Source organism: Desulfitobacterium sp. (genome assembly GCF_982384815.1).
On the sequence record NZ_CEVWNY010000001.1, the window covers coordinates 1 to 21454 of the forward strand.

Below are 21454 nucleotides of genomic sequence, written 5' to 3' on the forward strand. Positions count from 1 at the left end.
TATCGAAGCAAAAGCAGAAGAAAAAGGGGAGAGTATTTTAGCCGTCGCCGACCAGTCTGCTCGTTATGCGACGAGCGGATTAAAGTACATTTCAGCCACTCCGGAAATTCGTTTTGCATATGAATCAACAGGCGTTATAACAAACTTCTGTGATTATAAGGATGAGAAAGCCCGTTCGCGTGAGGTCTTCACCTTCCACCAGCCTGAAACTCTACTTGGGTGGATGAAAGATACAAACACTTTACGCAACCGCATGAAGGCCTTTCCGGACTTTGACACAAAAGGATTCCGTGATTGTCAGGTTAAGGCGATTATAAACCTTGAAAAATCATTCGCAGACAATAAGCCGCGAGCCCTCATACAAATGGCGACCGGCGCTGGTAAGACCTTCACTGCGATAACTGCATCCTATCGCCTTCTGAAGTTTGCAAAGGCTAAGCGCATCTTATTTCTGGTAGATACGAAGAACCTTGGTGAGCAAGCCGAGAGTGAGTTCCTTAGCTATAAGCCGTCTGATGAGGGGCGCTTGTTCCCCGAACTTTATGGTGTGAAGCGCCTTAATTCGTCGCACATTCCGAAGGATACCAGGGTCTGCATCAGCACCATCCAGCGCATGTACTCAATTCTTCGTGGAGAAGAACTTGACGAGCCGGTCGAGGGAACTTCGATGAATGAACAGCCGATTACGGGCAGACCCCGCGAGGTGGCCTATAATCCTAAATACCCGCCTGAGTTCTTCGATATTATTATCATCGATGAATGTCACAGGTCGATATACAACATCTGGCAGCAAGTGCTTGACTACTTTGATGCCTTTCTTATCGGTCTTACGGCAACACCGGAAAATCGAACATATGCCTTTTTTAAGCAGAATGTTGTAAGTGAATACACTCATGAGCAGGCAGTGCTCGACGATGTTAATGTCGGCCGCGAAGGTACATACCTTATTGAAACAAAGGTCGGCAGCCAGGGAGCGACTATACTCAAACAGACTATTGAGAAACGTGACCGTCTCTCTCGCAAAAAGAGGTGGGAACAGCTCGACGAGGATCTTGAGTATGCTCCAATTAAATTGGATCGCGATGTCATTAATCCGACGCAAATCCGAAGTGTCATCAGGGCATTTAAGGAAGCATTACCAACGATGTTTCCCGGCAGAGTAAATATGAAGCCGGGAGAGACGGAAATCCCAAAGACGCTTATTTTCGCCAAGACAGACAGTCACGCTGATGACATCATAGGTATTGTCCGTGAAGAGTTTGGTGAGGGCAATGAGTTCTGCAAGAAGATAACTTACACTTCAACAGATGACCCCAAGAGCGTACTCAATTCATTCCGTAATGACTTCCATCCAAGGATAGCCGTAACGGTAGATATGATCGCCACAGGCACAGATGTAAAACCGATTGAATGCTTAGTATTCATGCGGGACGTTAGGAGTAAAAACTACTTCGAACAAATGCTCGGGCGAGCCACGAGGACTCTCAATTACGAGGATTTGCACAGAGTTTCTCCTACAGCTACGCAACGGAAGCTTGGTTATATAGTCGTGGACGCGGTTGGCGTCACCAAGTCTCAAAAGACCACATCGCGTCAGTTGGAGCGTAAGCCGACTGTTTCTCTAAAAAACTTGATGATGAGCGTTGCAATGGGTGCGCGTGATGACGACACGCTTACCTCTCTTGCAAGTCGCATGGAGCGCCTTGATAAGGTAATGACGCCCTCAGAAAAAGAAAAGTTCATATCGCTCTGCAAAGATGAAGGCATCTCCCTTGGCAACATTATTGAGGGGGGGATTAAAATCCCATGCCACGAAGACGAGATCACTCCGATTACGATAGCTGAGACATTACTCAATGCCTTTGATGAGGATGTTATCACGGGAGTAGCGCAACAAAAGTATGGTGTTGATGATCCGGAGAAGATAACCGATGAACAGTACAATACTGTCAGCAAGCAGATGGTCGCCACGGCTTCTTCGCCATTTAATAATCCAAAGTTGCGAGACTTTCTTGAAAATGTCCGAAAGAACCACGATCAGGTCATCGACAATGTTAATATCGATGAAGTGACATTTAGCGGATGGGATGCAGCATATGCCGATAAGGCTAAGGAGACTGTTGAAACATTTGCACGATTTATCGAAGATAATAAAAACGTTATTGATGCGTTGGAGATTATTTATACACAGAGCTATCGCAGGAGACCTCTGACACTCAAAAAGATTGAAGAGCTTTATGAAGCAATGAGGAAGGCACCATATCATCTTACAACTGAAAAAGTCTGGATGGCGTTTTCGATACTGAGACCGGACAAGGTTCAAGCTAAAAATGTGGTAAACAAGCTTGTAGATATCGTATCACTAATAAGGTTTGAACTGGGGCAGACACCAGAGCTACGCCTGTTTTCGGCCGAGGTTAATCTCCGTTTTCGTGACTGGATGTTAAAAAAGAATGCCGGATATATACAGTTTACTGAGGAGCAGACGGATTGGCTCCGTATGATACGTGACCATATTGCCACATCAATGCAGATCACGCCCGATGACTTGGACTACACCCCGTTTGACGGCAAGGGTGGTCGAGGTAAATTCTATCAGCTATTTGGTAATAAGTATGAAGAAATTCTAAATGAAATGAACGATGCGCTTGTTGCGGCATAAAAATTGGGGGATAAAATCAATGGCAGAGCCAAACATCGGACAAAAGATATGGTCGATGGCGAACACCCTACGGGATGACGGCATTGGCAAAAGTGACTACCTTGAGCAGCTTACGTATCTGTTGTTCGTTAAGATGGCGGATGAGTACTCAAGACCGCCATATAATCGTAACATTGGTATTCCGGATGGAACCCGAAAGATAAAGGATGAGAATGGTAACGTTGCCCAAGAGGCTGATTGCAGATGGAATACTCTCAAGAGCAAGAGCGGAAGCGAGCTCTTTACCCACTACGAAAAAGTACTCAAAACCCTCTCAGGACAAGCAGGTACCCTGCAACAAATATACACTGGGGCACAGAATAAGATCAGCAACCCTGCTCAACTCGCCAGGATCATCAACATGGTGGACAGTGAGAACTGGTCATCTATGTCAAGTGATGTGAAGGGTGATATCTACGAAGACCTGCTTGAAAAAATAGCCGCCGATACCAAAAGCGGTGCAGGGCAATATTTCACACCGCGCGCCCTTATCAATACGATGGTGAAATGCATACGCCCCGAGCCGGGTAAGACGGTGGCAGATCCAGCTGCCGGAAGCGGCGGGTTTCTTTTAGCAGTTAAGTCGTACATTGAGCATGAATACGGATCACGACTTGACCGTAAGTTAAAGGAATTTTTGAAGTTTCATACATTCAGGGGTTGGGAGATAGTTCAGAGCACATATCGGCTCTGTTTAATGAACCTTTTCCTTCACAATATTAGTGACTTTGAAGGGACACCTCCAATCACTCGTGCGGACTCTCTCTTAAGCGATCCCAGTGACAGGTTCGACTACATCCTCACCAATCCACCGTTCGGCAAGAAGTCTTCAATGACGTTCACAAATGAGGAGGGCGAACAAGAGCAGGAAGATTTGGTTTATAACCGACAAGACTTCTGGGTTACAACTTCAAATAAGCAGCTCAACTTTGTACAGCATATTCATACGATCTTGAAGACGACAGGCTCGGCGGCGGTTGTTGTGCCTGATAATGTCCTCTTTGAAGGCGGTGCTGGTGAGACCGTCCGTAAAAAACTTCTTGAGACCACCGACTTGCATACGATCCTTCGCTTACCAACCGGCATTTTCTATGCACAGGGTGTAAAAGCAAATGTTATCTTTTTTGATAACCGTGTTGCCGCTCCATCGCATCAGACTAGGGAAGTCTGGATCTACGACTACCGCACCGGCATACACCACACACTAAAGCAAAAGCCACTCCGCGAGAGTGACCTTGACGACTTCGTGGCTTGTTATAACCCCGAAAATCGACATATCAGGAAGGAAACCTATAGCGTAGATAATCCGAATGGGCGCTGGCGCAGATTTACTTATGACGAAATCATCGCTCGTGACAAGACAAGCCTTGACCTCACTTGGATTAAATCAGGGAATAGTGCTGACGATTATACTCTCGTTGAGCTTCTTAACCTAATTAAAGAAAAGTCGGCGGCGATTGTTACAGCTGTAAGTAATCTCGAAGAACTAATCGGCGAGGTGGATGAATGAATACTAAACAGCTTCGGCAAAAGATCCTCGACCTGGCCATCCGTGGAAAACTCGTACCTCAAGACCCTAATGATGAACCGGCATCCGTTCTTTTGGAAAGGGTTCGAGCAGAGAAGGAAAGATTAATCAAAGGAGGTAAAATCAAGCGTGACAAGAGCAACAGCATCATTTTCCGTGGTGATGATAAATCACACTATGAGCAGTTGCCACGGGGATGGGTTTGGACATGCTTAGGTGAGCTTTTCAATTTGCAAGCAGGCAAGTTCGTACAAGCAGCTGACATTGCAAATGATAATGCTATTAATAAATACCCTTGCTATGGTGGCAATGGGTTGCGTGGATATGTGAATAAGCATAACCGTGATGGTGAGTTTCCACTAATTGGACGGCAAGGCGCTTTATGCGGGAATATAAATTATGCGATAGGCCAATTCTATGCGACCGAACATGCAATTGTTGTAGAATGTTTCGCAAATACGAGTCCTCGTTGGGCATTTTACTTTTTGGACAAGTTGAATCTTAATCAGTACGCAACCGCTACAGCACAGCCTGGTTTGTCGGTTAAAACAATCAACGATGTTCCGATACCCCTTCCGCCACTTTCCGAACAACAGCGCATTGTCACCGCTATCGAATCAGCGTTTGCCGTTATTGACGAAATTGAACGCGAAAAGGCAACTCTCCAAGCTGCCGTCACTGTAGCGAAGTCCAAAATTCTCTCCCTCGCCATTCGCGGAAAACTCGTATCGCAAGACCCAAACGATGAACCAGCAAGAGTCTTGCTGGAACGTATCAAAGAGGAGCGAGAGCTGCTTGTCAAAACCAGCAAAATCAAGCGTGATAAAAATGATTTTGTCATCTTCCGAGGTGATGATAACTCTTATTATGCAGGGTTGCCGAAATCGTGGACTGTCTGCCGATTGGATGATATTGGATCAACAAATATTGGACTAACATACAAGCCTAAGGATATTTGCAATAATGGTGTGCCCGTTTTGCGTTCAAACAATATAAAAGACGGGGGGTTGGATTTTTCCGATTTAGTTAGAGTGAACACTTCTTTAAGCGAAAACTTGGAATTGAATGAAGGCGATATTCTAATCTGCGCACGGAATGGAAGTCGAAATTTAGTTGGGAAATGCGCTTTAGTGCATGGTTTATCAGAACGGGTGACTTTTGGTGCGTTTATGGCTGTGTACCGGAGTTTTATAAGCAATAGTTATATTTATTATTTTCTCCATACAGATAACTTTCGCTCAATATTTCAGAGCGAGGGCATTTCTACCCAAATAAACCAACTTACTCAGGCTATGATAAGACAAACGATTATTCCTTTACCGCCCCTCGCAGAACAGCGGAGAATTGTAGCGGCAATAGAAGCGGCGTTTGAGAAATTAGACAGTATAGCCGCAACGCTCGCGTAAAAGTCGAAGCACTCCACCCCATTGGGAGTGCTTCTTTTGCTTACCACGTTACAATTTTGTCCACCAAAGCCTGTTGCTCGCTTGCTGTACGGCGTAGATAAATCCGCGTCGTTTCAATACTTTCATGGCCCATTAAATCGGCGAGCAGAGCGATATCGTTGTACTTTTCCAAGAAATTCTTAGCGTAACGGTGGCGGAACGAATGCGGATATACAACTTTTGTGTTCAGCCGATACTTTTTGGCATAGTTCTTCAACTGCTGAGAGATACCGCGCGTCGTTATAGGCTCGCCGAAACGGTTCAGAAAAAGAAAACCAGAAGTCCTCCTCATTACTTCCAGCCACTCTATTGTTTCCGTTCTTAATTTTTTGGGAATATACAATCGTCGCAGTTTCCCACCTTTTGAATACAAGTCAAAATATCCTACTTGTACGTGCTCGGCCTTGATTTGCACCAGTTCGCTGACCCGCGCCCCGGTTGCCGCCAGATACCAGACAACAAAGTACCATTCCATATTGCCATCTTTTTTGAGAGAGTTCTTGAGGAATGTGTAGTCGGCATTGCTAATGACATTCTCCAAAAAATTTTTCTGCTGAACCTTTACGAATTTCAATTGCAAACTTTCTCTTTTTTGGAATTCTAGATACTTGTTTATTGCCTGAATACGTAAGTTCACCGTCTTTGGTTTAAAAAACTCCAACAAATACCCCTTATACGCCAATAGATTTTCTTTATTCACATCGTCATAATGATCAAAAAAATAGTTTACTGTCCACAAATACGATGTGATAGTGTTCTCCGAGAGATTCAACTTTCGGAGATGTGTCGCGAACTGTTCTTGTTTTTCCATTGTATGAATTCCTCCAGATATGAATTTTCGCAGTGAAAATCACTACCTGGAAAGGATAACATATTAACGCTTTAAGCGTATGACTTCGATTGGTTGCAAAGTTGTCTGTGTCGACGAGCAGATTCCATTTAATGTGCCGAAATCTTGGGAGTGGTATTGTTTGTCGAGCTTTTGGGATTTACTTTCTGGGCGAGATTTAACTCCGTCTGAATACTCAGACGATACCATATATCACGGGAGCGAGCAATTTTACCGATAACTCACTGATTATTAATCGTTGGACGGCTTCTCCAAAGATTGTTGCCAAAGATGGTGATTTGCTCATTACCCTGCAAAGGTACTGTAGGAGCAATGATAATTAACACTTAGGGCGAAATACACATTGCAAGGCAGATTACCGTAAAGGCTTGAATGTGAAGTTTTTGCGAATTGCAATGGGGTCGTTTGTTATCAAATCACTTCGGCAGTAAAAGGCATTATCCCCGTAATTAGTCGCAAGGACTTGTTGGATACGCTAATCCCTTGCCCACCCCTACGTGAACAAACACGGATTGTGAAAACTGTCAGTGAAGCTGATATTAAATTGTCCAAAACCACCAGGAACCTTAGCTGAGACTCTCTACAATTTTGTCCAGTTGTCCATAAGCTGATTCGATAGCAGCGACTATATAATGTTGTTCGGCAATAGGAGGAAGCCATAAGCCTATATCCATCAGTTGCTTTTTGGTGATACCGGAGATTGTGGTTCCGCGCCCTAAGTGTTTTAGTGATTGCATTTTGTGAAGTAAAAAGTGGAATAAATATCGGTTATAAATCACTTCTGGATAGAGTGGCATAAGTGCCTGATTGTCCTGACTGAAACACATCTCGCAATCCAGAATAGCTACTTTTCCAAGCCCAACACGGGTTACAACTACAACACTGCCCGCTGGCACGGCGTTTGTTGCTGAGTTGTCAATGCCAAGTTGCGTAACATAACGTCTTGGTATGATATTCCCGTTTTCATCAATGTCGGCACTTGAAAACCACGGTATCCCGTCACCCCAGTATCCAACTTCGTTGGTCGCCGGTGTTCCTCCACCGACTGCAGTAAATAGTTTTTCTATCGGGATCACTGTCCACCCGTCAGGCAAGTTCTCATAATAAGAGTTATCATCACCTCGGAAGATGGCTGTTTCACTCCTACTACGATTTATTTTACCCGCTTTAACAAACCCATCCCGCTCTGTGCGAATGCGCTTAAGAAGGACGGAAGCAGGCTCTTCATTCGGGTCTTGAGGCACGAGCTTGCCGCGTATTGCGAGAGAGAGAATCTTCGATTTTATTGTGGCGACAGCAGCCAGCAAATCTGTTCTGCTACGCTCGATTTCATCGATAACAGCGAACGCTGATTCAATTGCATTGATTATACGGGACTGCTCAAAGAGTGGTGGTATGGGAATCAGCATTTCTTTTTGCTTTTCAGCAGGCAGTCCTTCCTGAGCCGCACCGACTTGAACATTCTTGATAATTGATTGGATATAGTCAGAAATAATGACTTTATGGACAAAAGGGTGTAACTGTTTCTCACAAAGTCTAATAATTGAAACGTGTTGATTGACATTAGCTTTGCCCATGTCAACTGGCACGATTGTGCTTCTTCCAATAGAAGCGCCTGTAATGTTCAGCAAGATGTCATTTGGTTGGACTTTAGTGCCCGCCATATGCTCATTTATTTCATCGGTGATATAGACAACGTCATCTAAACGCAAACCTTCATTGTAAACATTTTGAGAGCGGATAAAAACAACACCTTTGGATTGATATACTGCTTTTCCTCCTCGTGGTGTACTACCAGAACCTATCTTCTCGGCTATATCGCCAAGCCTTACCCAACACCAACTATCTGGCACATCAAACGGCAACTGCTCATAGTGTGATTTATTAAAACATTTCCGGTTGTGACCTTTCTCGATAAAGCGAACAGCCCAGAGTTCAATTTCTAAGAATGATTAGGGTTACTCTCTATTTAGGGTGAAGAAAGAGGCTGGCCCTCGCCAGAAAGGGACCGCTTAAAAAGCAAGTTTAGGTGGTTTTAGCGTTTTGAGAAATAAATTATGGTAAAACTGAGTTATATTAATCGTCCGAAATGCCTTTTCGTTTCCACATGGACTGATTAGTTTAAACTTTTGTTGATTGCTAAAAAGATGCATTTTGATTTAAACAATAGCAGAACATACGTTCTCTAAAAAACTGCGGGCTACAAGCTGCGCTGGATAAGTACGACAGCTTGCCTGAACTGGATTTTGCTCGTGCTCTTGAACATGATTCGGCAGTACTGAAATAGATGTAGTGACCAGAAGTATTTAAATCAGGAGACGATAATTAAAAGAAGGTGTGAAAGATGAGCCGGTTAGGCAATCAGCCTACATATAAGCGCCAACGCTTTCTATTGGCGTTCCTTTGCCAACTTAATGACGGTGTGACAGCTACCGATTTGCAGGAATTGTGTTCCTCCACGTGATGACCGAGGGTTCGGATTTTTTCGAGTTCGTTCCGTATAGGTTTGGCCCGTATTCGTTTCAGCTGAATGAGATTTGGATATTCTCCAGCGGGATGGATAGGAAACTCGAACACATTACACGGACAGTCGGAATAAAGTATGTTCATATTCCCGACCTCGGCATTGAGCCCGATAAGCGTAGCTCCCTTGAAACGGCGGAGTCCTTGTTTGATGATTACGCTAAAACCCTCCCACGCCGTAGTGTGTTTCTTGAAGAGGTCTATACGCTGTTGCGTACAAACACTCGCATTGCTCTGATGTACTTTGAACGCCAGCCGGAAATGTGCCATCGGCACGTTATCAGAGACTATATAGCTAAAACATACCAAGTAAGGAGCCAAGACCTATGATGCTTGAAAAGAGGCGCATTTACATCTTGGTCAACCCGTTTATTATCATCGGCGTTTTCTGCTCGCCAATGCCCTCACCGAATCTGTAGATGAGTTTGTTCGATTTGTTGGTGGAACCTAATATTCACGATGGAAATGATGGTTGGTATTTCAGATGAAAATAGGATTAAAATTTCTGCCCATTGAAAGGACTCCTATGGAAGATAACAAAAATAATTATTTATACGCAACCGTTAGGTGACAAAATAAAAACTAAAAACCGTCAGATGGAGGCGAATTGCTAATACCTTGATGGTTTTTTCTTTTGTCGCTTATCCTGCAAATAACCACTTTCCTACAAGCATATTCAGTCATTCCTTGTTTTTATCAATCACAAAAGGAAAGCTTCCCTAAGAATTGAACCTCTCGGGGAAGCCTTAAAATCGGTTATTAAATTAGTCAATTGTAAAGGAACAATAGCAAATATGGCGAATTTAATAAAAATAGGAAGGATATTCCTTATATATTAGGGATACAAGAAGAAATATGCATGTAGAGGTGGTTTCAACATGGGCTTTTTCGACAAGATTAAAGAACCAATTTTCTTGAAAGAAGGCAGCAGTGCCAAGGAGCAGCTGGAGCAATTGAATTTATTGCTGTCTGAGGCATCTCCGGATGTTAAGGAACAGATAGAGCAGGAGATGCGCTTATTAAATGCTGGGATCGCTGGTGAGGAAAATATTGCGTTTGAATTGAGAAACAGCCACATACCTATGTTCATTTTGCATGATTTGTATTTGAAGCACGGTGAGTTATCTGCTCAGATTGATTATTTGATCATTACGAGGAAACGGTATTTTGTTGTCGAATGCAAAAACTTGTTTGGAAATTTGGAGATTAACAGTAACGGTGATTTTATCCGTACTGTAAACCATAAAGGCAAGTATATGAAGGAAGGAATCTATTCCCCGATTACGCAAAATAAAAGACATCTGGAGCTGATCAAGCAGATAAGGCTGGAACATAATAATCCTATTTTTAGAGGGTTATTTGAAAAAAACTTTTATGATTATTACCGATCAGTCGTCGTGCTGGCTAATCCTAAGACGGTTCTGAATGCCAAATACGCTAAAAAAGAAGTGAAGAATCAAGTGATTCGGGCTGACCGGCTTATTGAATATATTCGTAGGGTCAATGGAGAGCCGGGCGTAGAATCGAGTGAAAAAGATATGGAGCAGCTCGCTCATTTTTTTCTAAAGCTGCATCAACAAAACCCCTCCGATTATGTGGAAAAATACCGTAAGTTAATAGAAAATCAAAAGGAGGATGGAGCAGAATTAACAGCTCCCGCGACCGCCCCAAAGGATCTTAATGGAAGTATAAAGGAAGAAGTGAATAATGCAAAAGATAATAACAAGGGGAAAGAGCAGGAAGAGAAGGGCGAATCGACCCTGATATGTCCCCAATGTGGTTCCGCCATGGTTAAACGCACAGCGAAGAAAGGGAGTAATGCAGGAAATGAATTCTGGGGCTGCTCTGGTTTTCCTAAATGCCGGGGAATTGTAAATATTAAGTGATGAGATTTTTCGCAATGGTTATGAATTGTGCATTAAAGCAAAGGATGTTTATAATGCTCCTCCACACCTTGCATTTCCCTTCAAAAAAGCTATACCTAGTAATAGGTGGAAATTAAAAAGTCGCCGTGACCTGAAAGTGTTGGCGCACTTCCAGGCACGAGCAGGTGAGCAAGCACCTACACGTAACAGTCCAGCTGTCCACGACGACATTCTTATTATACAATGCTGCCCGTTCATGCACAAGCAAGGTGCCTGTGCCCGCGGGTGAAGTGAGTGTGATAGGAGGTCTCGGCAGGGAGCAGACTGTGCGGCTTCACGCAGCAGGAGATTCAGCCTATTCCTGACCCAGGCAGCGGAAAGGAATTGTTCGCATACCGGTTATGCGGACCGTTTTTCTGTTCACGGCCGGTTTGTTTCCGGTTGATTGGGGTTAGGTGCTAGGATTCAGCAGATAACGAAGCATAGCGCATGTGTAGGGTGAAAAAACCTCGCATGCGCTTTTTAATTTCCCCTATCAAAGCAGACGGCAGGACCGGGTCAGGACCCGGAGCCTTGCCGCTGCTTGAAATAGGGGGTAGAGACTGGAATGACGGATTATAAGAAGATGTATTTTCAACTGGCGGCTAAAGTTGCTGATGCCATGGATATCCTTTTAAAAGCACAGCAGGAGGGAGAAGCGGAATTTATGGATGGAGAGCCGTTTCCTGAAAGCAAAGCCCTGGTCATTCAGGATGAAGGCAGTGATTATGAATAAGAAAGTTTTAGACCTGATTAAAAAAACGTGGAAATCGGATTTGTCCCAAAACGCGATAACGCTGTCGTGTTTTGGGACATGTTTGTGCCGGTTGTAAAGTCCGCTTGCGAAGGCAGGAAAAAGCAGATCATGGTGGAAGTAACAGAAGAAGGATTCATAAATAACTGGAAAGAAGGTTGTGTTCATGAATACTATGCCTTTTCAGCCGCCCACGGAGCATTATTTTGTCCTAAGTGCGGCAAACAAATCGTCATAGAAAAGGATTATTAATCAGGGTCATATAAACCAGATAATGGAGGGAAGTATAATGATAATCGCAGCTTTTGCCGGCACCGGTAAAACCTATTTTTGCGACCATGTTAAGGGAGCAAAGGATTTTGTTTGCATGCCTTATAAATACTTTTTGCCTGAAATAGATGACGCCAAGGTGGAGCACGAAAAGATAAAAGCCGACTTTTGCCTTGAAATGAATCCTGAATATCCAAGCAACTACATAAATGCGATACTGGAAAATATGGATAAATACAAATATCTTGTTATTCCATCCGACAGTCGCGTCCTTGCATGCTTAGAAGATAAACACATACCATATATTCTATGTTTTCCTGAATGCAAGGCAAAAGAAGCATACAGAAAAAGATATATGCAAAGAGGAAACACTGAAGAATTTATAGAAATTTTTATCGGTGGCTGGGACAATTTTATGAAATCTTTGCAACATGACGCATACGGTGCAAAGATTATTTTAGCCGAAGATAAGTACCTCTTTGATGCCAAAGAGGAAATTGACAAAATAATTTTATTAGGAGAGCTTCCGATTCATGACTATGAACAGAAAATTGTTCAGCATGATCAGATAGAACCGCATAAGTTGGCCTTAGACCACAGACCACTTAGCGGAATTGGCTCGTTGAAAATAAAATTATGAGACATAGATACTCTGGTTTATCAGATTTAGAGGCAGGCATTATCGTTGAGTTTCAAAAAGAAATAGTCAAGTCTCGTGAAAAGACTAAGTGTTTGCAAAGGATTAAGACTAAAGAATATATCCTAATATGATAGAAGGTGTAATCCATAATATATTTAAGTTGCTTTTCATTATCTAAGGAGACGGTAAGTAATCCGAATATTTATCCTTATAATGTGTTTGCTGATAAAGTAGACAAATCATTATTATTCAAGCCAATTACAGTTTTATATGGTAATAATGCCTCCGGAAAATCTACGCTGCTGAACATTATTGCAAATAAGCTGCAGATTGAAGGACAAGAGTATGCTGCCAGCAACCAGTATGGGAGTGTACCTTATTTTGCGAAATTCGTTGATGAATGCAGATATATTTTAGGTGAAGATGAAAACGGCCGGCAGATTAGCAGACTCCCCCGGGGAAGCAGGTATATTAAAAGCGAAGATATTTTATATGAAATAAAGAAAATTCAACAGGAACAAATTTTAGCCGATGGATACATATATGAGCACATTAGGCGAGGGATGAAAATGGAACAAATAGAACAATTAAAAAACTCCGATAAGATGCGAAAACAAATGGAGATTTTAAAATTCGCCCAGGAAAAGTACTCGAATGGAGAAACTACTTTGCAAATGTTGGATGATTACTTAGAATCAGATGCACTATATCTGCTGGACGAACCGGAAGTATCCCTGTCACCGGCAAATCAAACTCTGTTGGCTGAGAAGATCAATGAAATGTCTAGGCTTTTGGGATGTCAGTTTATTATTTCTACGCATTCACCATTTATGCTGGGGACATTAAGGGCGAAGATTTACAATCTTGATTCGAGGGAATTAGAGGTAACGAAATGGGCAGAGCTTGAAAATGTGAAGTACTTCTATGATTTTTTTAAAAGACGTAAGAAAGAGTTTGAATAACTCAAGCCATGTTGAGGCGGTTGTATCGCTCTCGAAATTCCTGATCCCTAAGGCTGATCAAAAGGGGCATAAACCCGGTGATGGAGGCTCGGGAGGGTAGAGGAGTTGGGCGGGAAAGTGGTACAATGACGATAGGTTATAAAGAAAAAGCCCGATGAACCGACAAACTGTAAGAAAGTTGGAAAACCATGAAACTTGACGACTTTGAAAGCATGATCGAGGGGCGCATCCTCGAGAGAGGCTATGAATACTATCAGGACGGCTGTGTCGTTTCTCTTGAGGAGACGGCTCCTTATAATTTTCTGGCCAAGGTAGAAGGCAGCGATCTATATCACGTTTTTGTAGAATTGGATGATAAAAACAATATCCTGGCCAGTGAATGCGACTGCCCTTATGACTTAGGTGAAACCTGCAAGCATGAGGTAGCGGCTTATTTTGCTCTGCACGAAAGGAACAAAAATATTATTCCGGGGCATGGTGTCACACAGGATGAATTGAAGAATCCCCAAAAGAAAGGAATCAAGAAACTACTAGATAATGCCTCGCAAGAAGCCTTGGTGAGTTTTCTGATGACCTTGGCCGAAGAATCAGAAGAGATGGAGACCAGAATCGAGCTGGCTTTCGGGGGCGAAAACGATCAGGAAGAAGTCAAGCGTTGCCTCAAACTGATTCACAGCTATATCCATAAAAATTCGGACCGGTATGGCTTTATAGGATACCATCAGATGGAAGAGGCCCTGGTAGGAACAGAGATTGTCTTGGAAAAGAGCAGGGAAGCCCTGAGCAAGGGGAGGACTCTGCAGGCTGTTCGATTAGCGTTGCTGGTCATTGGGGAAGCCGTCGAGATGATTCAATACGGTGACGACTCCGCCGGAGGAATCGGCGAGGTGGTGGCAGAAGGATTTACGATACTGGATGAAGTGAGTAATCTGGAGGAGCTTCCGGAGTCCATCCAGGAAGGGATTTTCGCGCTCATCATGGAGGAGGCCAAAAATCCCCGCTATCGGGAGTGGAGGGATTGGCAAATGGACCTCCTTCATTGCTGTGCTTCCCTGACTGTTAAGCCGGCGGAAAGGGCCTGTCTGGAGAATTATCTGGATAGTCTTATGAAGGCAAACCAAAAGAATACCTGGCCTTCGGAATATTTGACCGAGAGGATATTGCTGTTTCAATATGAACTTCTGTATCGCTTTGAAGGGGAAGCACAGGCTGAGGTGTTTCTGAATCAATGCCTTGACTATAGTGAATTCAGGGAAATGGCGCTCCGTCAGGCGGCGGAAAAGGGAGATGAGGAAAAGGTCATCCGTCTCTGCCTGGAGGGAGAAGAAAAGGATAAGAGCAGGAACTTGCCGGGACTGGTCGACCGTTGGAGAGAATATCGTTACCAATCTTACATTCGTACCGGTCAATTGGATAATCGGCGTAGTTTGGCCTTAGAGTTTGTTCAAGATGGGAGTTTTCGGCATTACCAGGAGCTTAAGAGCACTTACTCCCCAGAGGAATGGTCCAATGTCTACCCGGATATCATGGAGAGCTCACGCCGCAGCAAGAACCGTTTTCTGGGGATATATTCCCAGATTCTCGTGGAAGAGGGGCGGTGGGATCAATTAATGCAGTATGTCCGTGCCAATCCGACAATCATTGAATTGTATTATAAGCATCTGCTAGCCGACTACCGGGAAGAGGTGTACAGGATCTTTAGGCAAAATATTGAGCAGGCAGCAGTTAGGGCCAATACCCGTAGTCATTACCGGAGAGTTTGCGCCATCATCCGCACGTTGCAGAAAGCAGGCGGGAAAGAAGAAGCCAAACAAGTGGTGCAAAGCCTGATCCTCAAGTATCCCAGAAGGCCGGCATTCCGGGATGAGCTGGGTAAGCTTAAGCTGTAACATTATCGAAGTGAGGAAGCGAGTCTGATCTATTAACAGTGGGGATTTGAACCCAAGTGAATAATAACTGGAAGAAAGCTCTACGAATTATCTTTCTGATAACTCAGCCCCTCTATGGCAGAGAAAAAATCTATCATAGAGGGGCTGAGTTTATTTATAAATCTAATCCTCCAGGATCCGGCCATTGGTTGTGATCGTGACGACCTGCCAGGGTACTTGGCCGCTGTTTTTGAGAGCGGTTTTCACCGCGCTTTCCAAACCACCGCAGCAGGGAACTTCCATCCGGACAAGGGTCAGGGATTTAAGTGAGTTTTGCTGCAGGATGGCCGTCAGTTTTTCGCTGTAGTCCACTGAATCAAGTTTCGGACAGCCGATCAGGGTGATTTTATTACGCATAAACTCGTTGTGGAAATTCCCATAGACGTAACCACTACAGTCGGCTGCGATCAAGAGATGGGCATTATCGAAATAGGGAGCGTTTAGGGGAGCCAGTTTTATTTGCACCGGCCATTGCTTCAGCTGAGATTTAGCCTCCGGTTGGGTTTCGGGTTTATAGGTGGATTCGGGACGGCTCAGCAGCTCAGCATGATTGCCTGGACAGCCGCAAGCCAAGGTATGTTCATGGTGGTCATGATGGCCATGATGGTGATGGTGGCCTTCCAGATGTTTTTTGACGGCTTCCTCATCAAATTCAACCGCTTCTCTTTCTTCAAAAAAGATCGCATCATTCGGGCAGGCAGGAAGACAGTTGCCAAGCCCGTCGCAATAATCGTCGCGGAGCAGGCCGGCTTTTCCATTTACCAGCACGAGCGCCCCTTCGTGACAGGCGGTAATGCATAATCCGCAGCCGTCGCACGCCTGTTCATCGATTCTGATAATCTTTCTGATCATTGTTGGACCCTCCTTCGAGATACTTCTTGCATTTTAACATGATGCAGGAAGAGAAGATGTGCGCAAAATCACGTTATCACAACCCTTCAAAAGTTGTAGATTTCATTATGGGTTTGAGTTCATACATTCCTTTGCCGATGGCAACGGGCGCACGGGTCGAATGAATGGGTTATAAAATTCTTGGCTCCGCAACTGGAACATTCAATTACTATTGATTCTTTAACTGAGCTTTGTTCGGTATGATCTCGATATTCCTGTGTTTCCTTATCCTTTTCCCCCGGCCGAAAAAAGACATCCATCTACCTTTACTCAAGTTCAAATTTCTCCTTTCTTAAGCTCCAGCCTGCCGGAGTATCCGGGGAAGTTATTCCCTGCGGCGATATAGATAAAAAACATGGAGAGTGACTTATTGTGGCAATTGTTGAGGTCATAAAATATAACGGCGATCCGAATGTATTGGCCTGGAAATATCCGAACGAGGAACTGGGTACATGGACACAATTAATCGTCAACGAGTCGCAAGAAGCAATCTTATTTAAAGGGGGGAAAGCATTAGACCTGTTTACCAGCGGCATACATATGCTGGAAACAGCTAATATTCCAGTATTAAAATTCAAGTCAATTCGAATTGATACTGGAAGCAGGTGGGAAGCACAGGTTTTACATAATTTTTGCGGAAACCCGGAATACTATGGGAAAATTTCCGGGAGGAACTTTACATGCCGAACCTATCGGTTACTGCGCCTCATGAAGGCAAAGCGGGCTTAATCCCGGCCAAAACGGAGCCGGAAAATCTGGAGTGTCCTTTGGGGCTGGTGACAACCTGGCTGGTTCCCAATGAGCTTTTTTATATCCGCAATCATTTTCCCTATCCGCAGATCGACATGGCAACCTGGTCCCTGAGCATTGGCGGGCAATGCCAGCGTCCGGTTGCTTTTCATTATGATGAATTACTGAAGATGCCGCGGGTCACTAAGAGTGTGACCTTTGAATGCGCAGGCAATAAGCGTTCTTTCCTCACACCGCCTGCTGCCGGTGAACAATATGGTATTGGCGCGGTCGGCAATGCGAAATGGACCGGTGTGCCCTTAAGCTATCTCTTGGATCTGGCTCAGATCGATGCCGGGGTACAGGAGATTATCTTTACCGGCTGTGATTCCGGTCAGCGTCCGGACATGCCGGGGGAGTTCAACTATCAGCGGAGCCTGCCTTTTCAGAAGGAACTGCTGACCGAATGCCTGCTGGCTTATGAAATGAATGATCAGCCGCTGCCTTTTAAACATGGTGCCCCTGTACGGCTGATTGTTCCCGGGTGGTATGGCATGGCAAATGTAAAATGGCTGACCGGGATTACGGCTTCCGCCACCCCCTTTAAAGGCCCCTTTCAAGCGGTGGACTATCTGTATCTGCAGCGAGAGGACGACTATCAGCAGGCGGTTCCGGTTACCGAGATGAAGGTGAATTCGGTTATAACCTGGCCGTCGAAAGGGGAAGTCCTGAAGCCCGGCACCCATGTCCTGCGCGGCCTGGCCTGGACGGGTAAGGGTGTGATCACCAAGGTCAGTGTGAGTACCGATGATGGAATGAGCTGGACGGATGCTATCCTGGCTAGTCCGGAGCACCAGCAATTCACCTGGACCTTCTGGGAATATACCTGGACGATTTCCTCACCGGGGCACTATTCCCTTATGGTCAAAGCAGAAGATTCCCTGGGTAATCAGCAGCCGCGGGTTTCTGCGTGGAATGTTAAAGGATACGGCAATAATATGATGCATCAGGTGCCGGCTTTCGTTCCCGGTACCCCAATGGTTCATTGAGGCTTATTTGTTTTTACGGTGTAACAAGGCAGCTGGGAAACAATTGGTTAGCATAAGCAAAATTCCACCCAAATTTCCAAACGTTTGGGAATTTGAGCTGTCGTGATGGCCGACATAGATATTGGCGGATCATTTTACTTGACTGTAGGGGTTCATCGGGACAAAACCAAGTATAATCGGAAAAAAGCGAAGCAGGAGAAATTTTATGATGGGTATCATTGTGTATCGCATTGGGCGGTATAGAATGATATCCATCATGTTTTTAGTCCGGCTTCACTAATCCGCTCCAATACGTCTTCTTTCACCCTATTAGTCACATATCACTAACAAAACGCTTTTTTCCGGCTATGATTATTAGTGATATAACACTGATGGCGTAAAGGAGTGTTTTTCCATGCCCGATTATATGAAGATGTACTTTCAACTGGCTGCAAGGGTTGCTGATGCGATTGATCTTCTCCAGGAAGCCCTGGAACAGGGGGAAACGTCAAACTACATCGTGTATTAGAAATGCCAAGAACCAATCAAGTAGCAATTAGACACTGTCTAATTTTTATTTAAAAAAGGGAAAAAAGGCAGGTTACCGAAAACTATAATTTGACATAATAGGAAATCCGATGAAGGGGAATTCTTTGGTATATCATTGCTTGTATAGTGGAGGTGTTGGAATAAAGCGTCTTATAACCTAATCGCTTTATGGAACTGGACTTATAATTCTAATTTATGGCGGTACTTATATGTTTTATTTATTGGATTGATTGCTATAAAGGAGACCGTAACCATGTCCAAGAAGATTATGCAACTAAATGAAGGAGTTGGTGCGTAATAGCGTAGAAGAAACCCCAAACGGCTTGTTGGAAGAGGAAGCTCAACGGACAAATATTATAATTTGAGGAGTTTGGTTAGTTAGGAATTCTATGAAAAAGCGAGAGATTCAAAGAAAATAATAAAATATTGTAGGGAGGTTTGTTATATGTATAAATACAAATTTATAGAAACAACGGTAAAGACCTCAATTGCCTTCCGTTTTGAAGGATTTAAGGAAATTATTGAGGAACAAGCCTTGGAAGGTTGGCGTTTCGTTACGGCAATACCGGTAGAAAGTAGAGGAAATGGATGGATTTCGGTTCTTAGCTTAGTATTTGAAAAAGAAATAGACGAATAGTGTAAGCATGATCTTCGTTCACGCAGGAGCCTTGTGATTACAATTGTGATTACAACCAATCTGAAGCTTTCGAACTGGGAAGGGATATTTACAGACGACTAAATTTGAGCTAAGAACAACAAAAGGCACGTTTCATAGAGGAATGATCCCTCTGTGACCGTGCCTTTCCCTATGTCGATTTGATAAACACATAATGGGTGTCCGAAGAAAGCGCTTTCCGGTAGGCATAGCCCTGGCGGTCAAAGCTTTTGATGCCTTTAGGGTCTGTTATGGCATTTTCCGCCAGCCAACGGACCATTTCGCCCCGGGCCATTTTGCACAGGGTGCCTTTTTCCACGACTTTGCGGTCTTTCAGCTCTCCGAAGGTGCAGGTGAGAAAGCGGACTGATCGGGGCAGATGGGATGAGACGGTTTTACTGTATTCCCTGGACGCTAGGTTGAGGATGAAGTCCGTTTCCGTGCAGAGGCGCTGAGCCAGCTTATCCCCCCAAAAGGTGTAGAGGTCTTTGGACTGTTCACAAGACAGCTTTGCCTGCATCTCCAGACGATAGGGCCGTACCCCATCGTAGGGGCGCAAAAGACCATAGAAGCCGGAGAGGATGCGCAGATGCTCGTTGAGGTAAGTGAATTGCCCATGTTCGAACACTCCGGGTGCCATATATTGAAATTGGATGCCTTCATAGGACAGGATGGCAGGGGAGAGGTGGCGGCGCAGATCCATGTTCTGCAGACGCTCATAGTTGAGGGTGGCGATAGAATCATTGCAACACCACAGGGTTTTGAGTACGGTATAGTCCATACCCCGCATAAGGCCCAGGAGTTTTTCCGCTTCATTTATAAAGGCGGGCAGGCTCTCATAAGGCAGATCATCGGTGATATTCATTTTCTTGGCCGGAGAGATGATAATGCGCACAGATTACCGTCCTTTTCAGATTAGTTGACCACAGTTTAGCATGTTTGCTGTTTTGCGTACAGGGTAAAGGCACATGAACCGGGTGGCGGAGTATCGGGGGGTAGAGGAGTGGGGCGGGAAAGTAGTACAATATAAATGGGTTGTTTTACATGCATTTGAGCAAGACTCAGTTGAATAGCCAGCGTAGTTTGGCAAAAATGAATCCCAATAAAACGGGTACCCCTTAGCTGGGTGTTTGTGCCTTCCTTATCGGAATCCACAGCTCGCTTTTGTAATCGGGCTTCGAGGTATCGGGACTTTCATTCCAGAGGATTTCCGGTCCTCCTGTGGATTCATAACCGGATGTCGGGAACCATTCCGCAAAAACCCTTGCCCAAGTATCTTGTAAGGTCTTGGGGAATTCCCCCACTACGGTAAAGACCGCCCAGGTACCTGCTTCAACAGCTAATGTTTCCCAGCGCTCCGGCACAGTCTTGGTGGTAGCGACCCCGATATATTGGTCGAGGTAATCCCCTTCGGCTATGAGCCGCCCTTCGGAAAAGTTTGCCGATACGCAGAGAATCCCTGTTGGCTCAACATTGGAAAGTTGCTTGAGTTCTGTAAAATCATCCATGGTCAGGCTCGCCCACATGGAGTCCATATGCGGGTTCTTGCCTTCGTAAATCAGGGGTATGCGCTTTTTGATCCCGGCGATAAAAAAGGCTTCTTTTTCAACAATTCGATAATTCATTTCGTTCCCTCCTTGAATGGTTAAGCGGAAGGTCATGGGCGGAAATGCTTTCAACATAACATTGCTTTTTCTTGCTTGGGAGGGTGAAACGCCATGCATGTTTTGAAAGGCTTTAGCAAATGCGTCCGGGGAGTTATAGCCCATCCGTAAGGCCAGGTCGATGATTTTTTCTTCGCTGTTTTTTAAGATAGTGGCAGCTAAAGTCAATCGCCTGCGGCGAATATATTCGCTTAAAGGCATTCCGGTAAGAAATGAGAACATTCGCCGAAAATGATATTCTGAACAATAGGCAATTCGGGACAGCTCTTTATCATCGATTTCGCCCAGCAGATTGTCTTCGATATATTGCATCGCCAGATTCAGCTGCACAAGTCCATTCATTTCCGTGACCTCCTTTCAAAGAGGATAATAGCAAATTTGCAGGATGAATACCCGTCAATTCAGGTGCAGGTATTCACTGGTAGTGATTTAA

General features: G+C 44.4%; 19 protein-coding genes. 14 read left to right on the forward strand and 5 right to left on the reverse strand.

The window, feature by feature from the left end; all coding sequences use genetic code 11:
• The 3 genes from AC1U9U_RS00005 to AC1U9U_RS00015 all read left to right on the forward strand — a co-directional run.
• On the forward strand, positions 1 to 2662 hold a 2662-nt coding region (locus AC1U9U_RS00005; RefSeq protein ID WP_479958490.1), incomplete at its 5' end, for a type I restriction endonuclease subunit R.
• Positions 2663 to 2681: 19 nt separating this feature from the next.
• Complete coding sequence (locus AC1U9U_RS00010; protein ID WP_479958491.1) at positions 2682 to 4211, forward strand: class I SAM-dependent DNA methyltransferase; 1530 nt, start codon at positions 2682 to 2684, stop codon at positions 4209 to 4211.
• Positions 4208 to 5635, forward strand: a complete 1428-nt coding sequence (locus AC1U9U_RS00015) for a restriction endonuclease subunit S (RefSeq protein ID WP_479958492.1) — start codon at positions 4208 to 4210, stop codon at positions 5633 to 5635. Before AC1U9U_RS00010 ends, AC1U9U_RS00015 begins: the two co-directional genes overlap by 4 nt.
• A gap of 40 nt (positions 5636 to 5675) precedes the next feature.
• On the opposite strand, the gene AC1U9U_RS00020 is transcribed toward AC1U9U_RS00015, so the two are convergent.
• The gene (locus AC1U9U_RS00020; protein ID WP_479958493.1) at positions 5676 to 6485 is read right to left on the reverse strand and encodes a tyrosine-type recombinase/integrase; all 810 of its coding nucleotides are present in this window, start codon (positions 6483 to 6485) and stop codon (positions 5676 to 5678) included.
• A 605-nt stretch (positions 6486 to 7090) separates the two neighbouring features.
• Complete coding sequence (locus AC1U9U_RS00025) at positions 7091 to 8389, reverse strand: restriction endonuclease subunit S (RefSeq protein WP_479958494.1); 1299 nt, start codon at positions 8387 to 8389, stop codon at positions 7091 to 7093.
• Between the two features lie 691 nt (positions 8390 to 9080).
• Here AC1U9U_RS00025 and AC1U9U_RS00030 point away from each other — a divergent pair.
• The 7 genes from AC1U9U_RS00030 (at position 9081) to AC1U9U_RS00060 (ending at position 15466) form a co-directional block, all read left to right on the forward strand.
• Positions 9081 to 9377 carry a DUF488 domain-containing protein gene (locus AC1U9U_RS00030; RefSeq protein ID WP_479958593.1) on the forward strand — a complete coding sequence of 99 codons (297 nt, stop codon included), beginning with the start codon at positions 9081 to 9083 and terminating at the stop codon, positions 9375 to 9377.
• Positions 9378 to 9961: 584 nt separating this feature from the next.
• Positions 9962 to 10933, forward strand: a complete 972-nt coding sequence (locus tag AC1U9U_RS00035; RefSeq protein ID WP_479958495.1) for an NERD domain-containing protein — start codon at positions 9962 to 9964, stop codon at positions 10931 to 10933.
• A 586-nt stretch (positions 10934 to 11519) separates the two neighbouring features.
• Complete coding sequence (locus tag AC1U9U_RS00040; protein WP_479958496.1) at positions 11520 to 11687, forward strand: hypothetical protein; 168 nt, start codon at positions 11520 to 11522, stop codon at positions 11685 to 11687.
• A 27-nt stretch (positions 11688 to 11714) separates the two neighbouring features.
• Complete coding sequence (locus AC1U9U_RS00045; protein WP_479958497.1) at positions 11715 to 11957, forward strand: hypothetical protein; 243 nt, start codon at positions 11715 to 11717, stop codon at positions 11955 to 11957.
• A 37-nt stretch (positions 11958 to 11994) separates the two neighbouring features.
• Positions 11995 to 12615 carry a hypothetical protein gene (locus AC1U9U_RS00050; RefSeq protein ID WP_479958498.1) on the forward strand — a complete coding sequence of 207 codons (621 nt, stop codon included), beginning with the start codon at positions 11995 to 11997 and terminating at the stop codon, positions 12613 to 12615.
• 215 nt (positions 12616 to 12830) lie between these two features.
• Positions 12831 to 13577 (forward strand): AAA family ATPase, encoded by a 747-nt coding sequence (locus tag AC1U9U_RS00055; RefSeq protein WP_479958499.1) that lies wholly within the window; start codon positions 12831 to 12833, stop codon positions 13575 to 13577.
• A 188-nt stretch (positions 13578 to 13765) separates the two neighbouring features.
• Positions 13766 to 15466, forward strand: a complete 1701-nt coding sequence (locus AC1U9U_RS00060) for an SWIM zinc finger family protein (RefSeq protein WP_479958500.1) — start codon at positions 13766 to 13768, stop codon at positions 15464 to 15466.
• Between the two features lie 162 nt (positions 15467 to 15628).
• Here AC1U9U_RS00060 and AC1U9U_RS00065 read toward each other — a convergent pair whose 3' ends face one another.
• Positions 15629 to 16357 carry an ATP-binding protein gene (locus tag AC1U9U_RS00065; RefSeq protein ID WP_479958501.1) on the reverse strand — a complete coding sequence of 243 codons (729 nt, stop codon included), beginning with the start codon at positions 16355 to 16357 and terminating at the stop codon, positions 15629 to 15631.
• Positions 16358 to 16415: 58 nt separating this feature from the next.
• On the opposite strand from AC1U9U_RS00065, the gene AC1U9U_RS00070 reads away from it, so the two are divergent.
• From AC1U9U_RS00070 to AC1U9U_RS00085, 4 genes are all read left to right on the forward strand, one after another.
• Positions 16416 to 16532 (forward strand): Fic family protein, encoded by a 117-nt coding sequence (locus AC1U9U_RS00070; RefSeq protein ID WP_479958502.1) that lies wholly within the window; start codon positions 16416 to 16418, stop codon positions 16530 to 16532.
• 236 nt (positions 16533 to 16768) lie between these two features.
• Positions 16769 to 17125, forward strand: a complete 357-nt coding sequence (locus tag AC1U9U_RS00075; protein WP_479958503.1) for an SPFH domain-containing protein — start codon at positions 16769 to 16771, stop codon at positions 17123 to 17125.
• Positions 17077 to 18174, forward strand: coding sequence for a sulfite oxidase (locus AC1U9U_RS00080; protein ID WP_479958504.1), 1098 nt, complete (start codon positions 17077 to 17079; stop codon positions 18172 to 18174). The genes AC1U9U_RS00075 and AC1U9U_RS00080 overlap by 49 nt, the downstream gene beginning before the upstream one ends.
• Before the next feature lie 973 nt (positions 18175 to 19147).
• Positions 19148 to 19339 (forward strand): DUF4177 domain-containing protein, encoded by a 192-nt coding sequence (locus tag AC1U9U_RS00085; protein WP_479958505.1) that lies wholly within the window; start codon positions 19148 to 19150, stop codon positions 19337 to 19339.
• A 169-nt stretch (positions 19340 to 19508) separates the two neighbouring features.
• On the opposite strand, the gene yaaA is transcribed toward AC1U9U_RS00085, so the two are convergent.
• The gene (yaaA, locus tag AC1U9U_RS00090; RefSeq protein WP_479958506.1) at positions 19509 to 20252 is read right to left on the reverse strand and encodes a peroxide stress protein YaaA; all 744 of its coding nucleotides are present in this window, start codon (positions 20250 to 20252) and stop codon (positions 19509 to 19511) included.
• A 223-nt stretch (positions 20253 to 20475) separates the two neighbouring features.
• Positions 20476 to 21363 carry an AraC family transcriptional regulator gene (locus tag AC1U9U_RS00095; RefSeq protein ID WP_479958507.1) on the reverse strand — a complete coding sequence of 296 codons (888 nt, stop codon included), beginning with the start codon at positions 21361 to 21363 and terminating at the stop codon, positions 20476 to 20478.
• Positions 21364 to 21454: the final 91 nt, after the last annotated feature.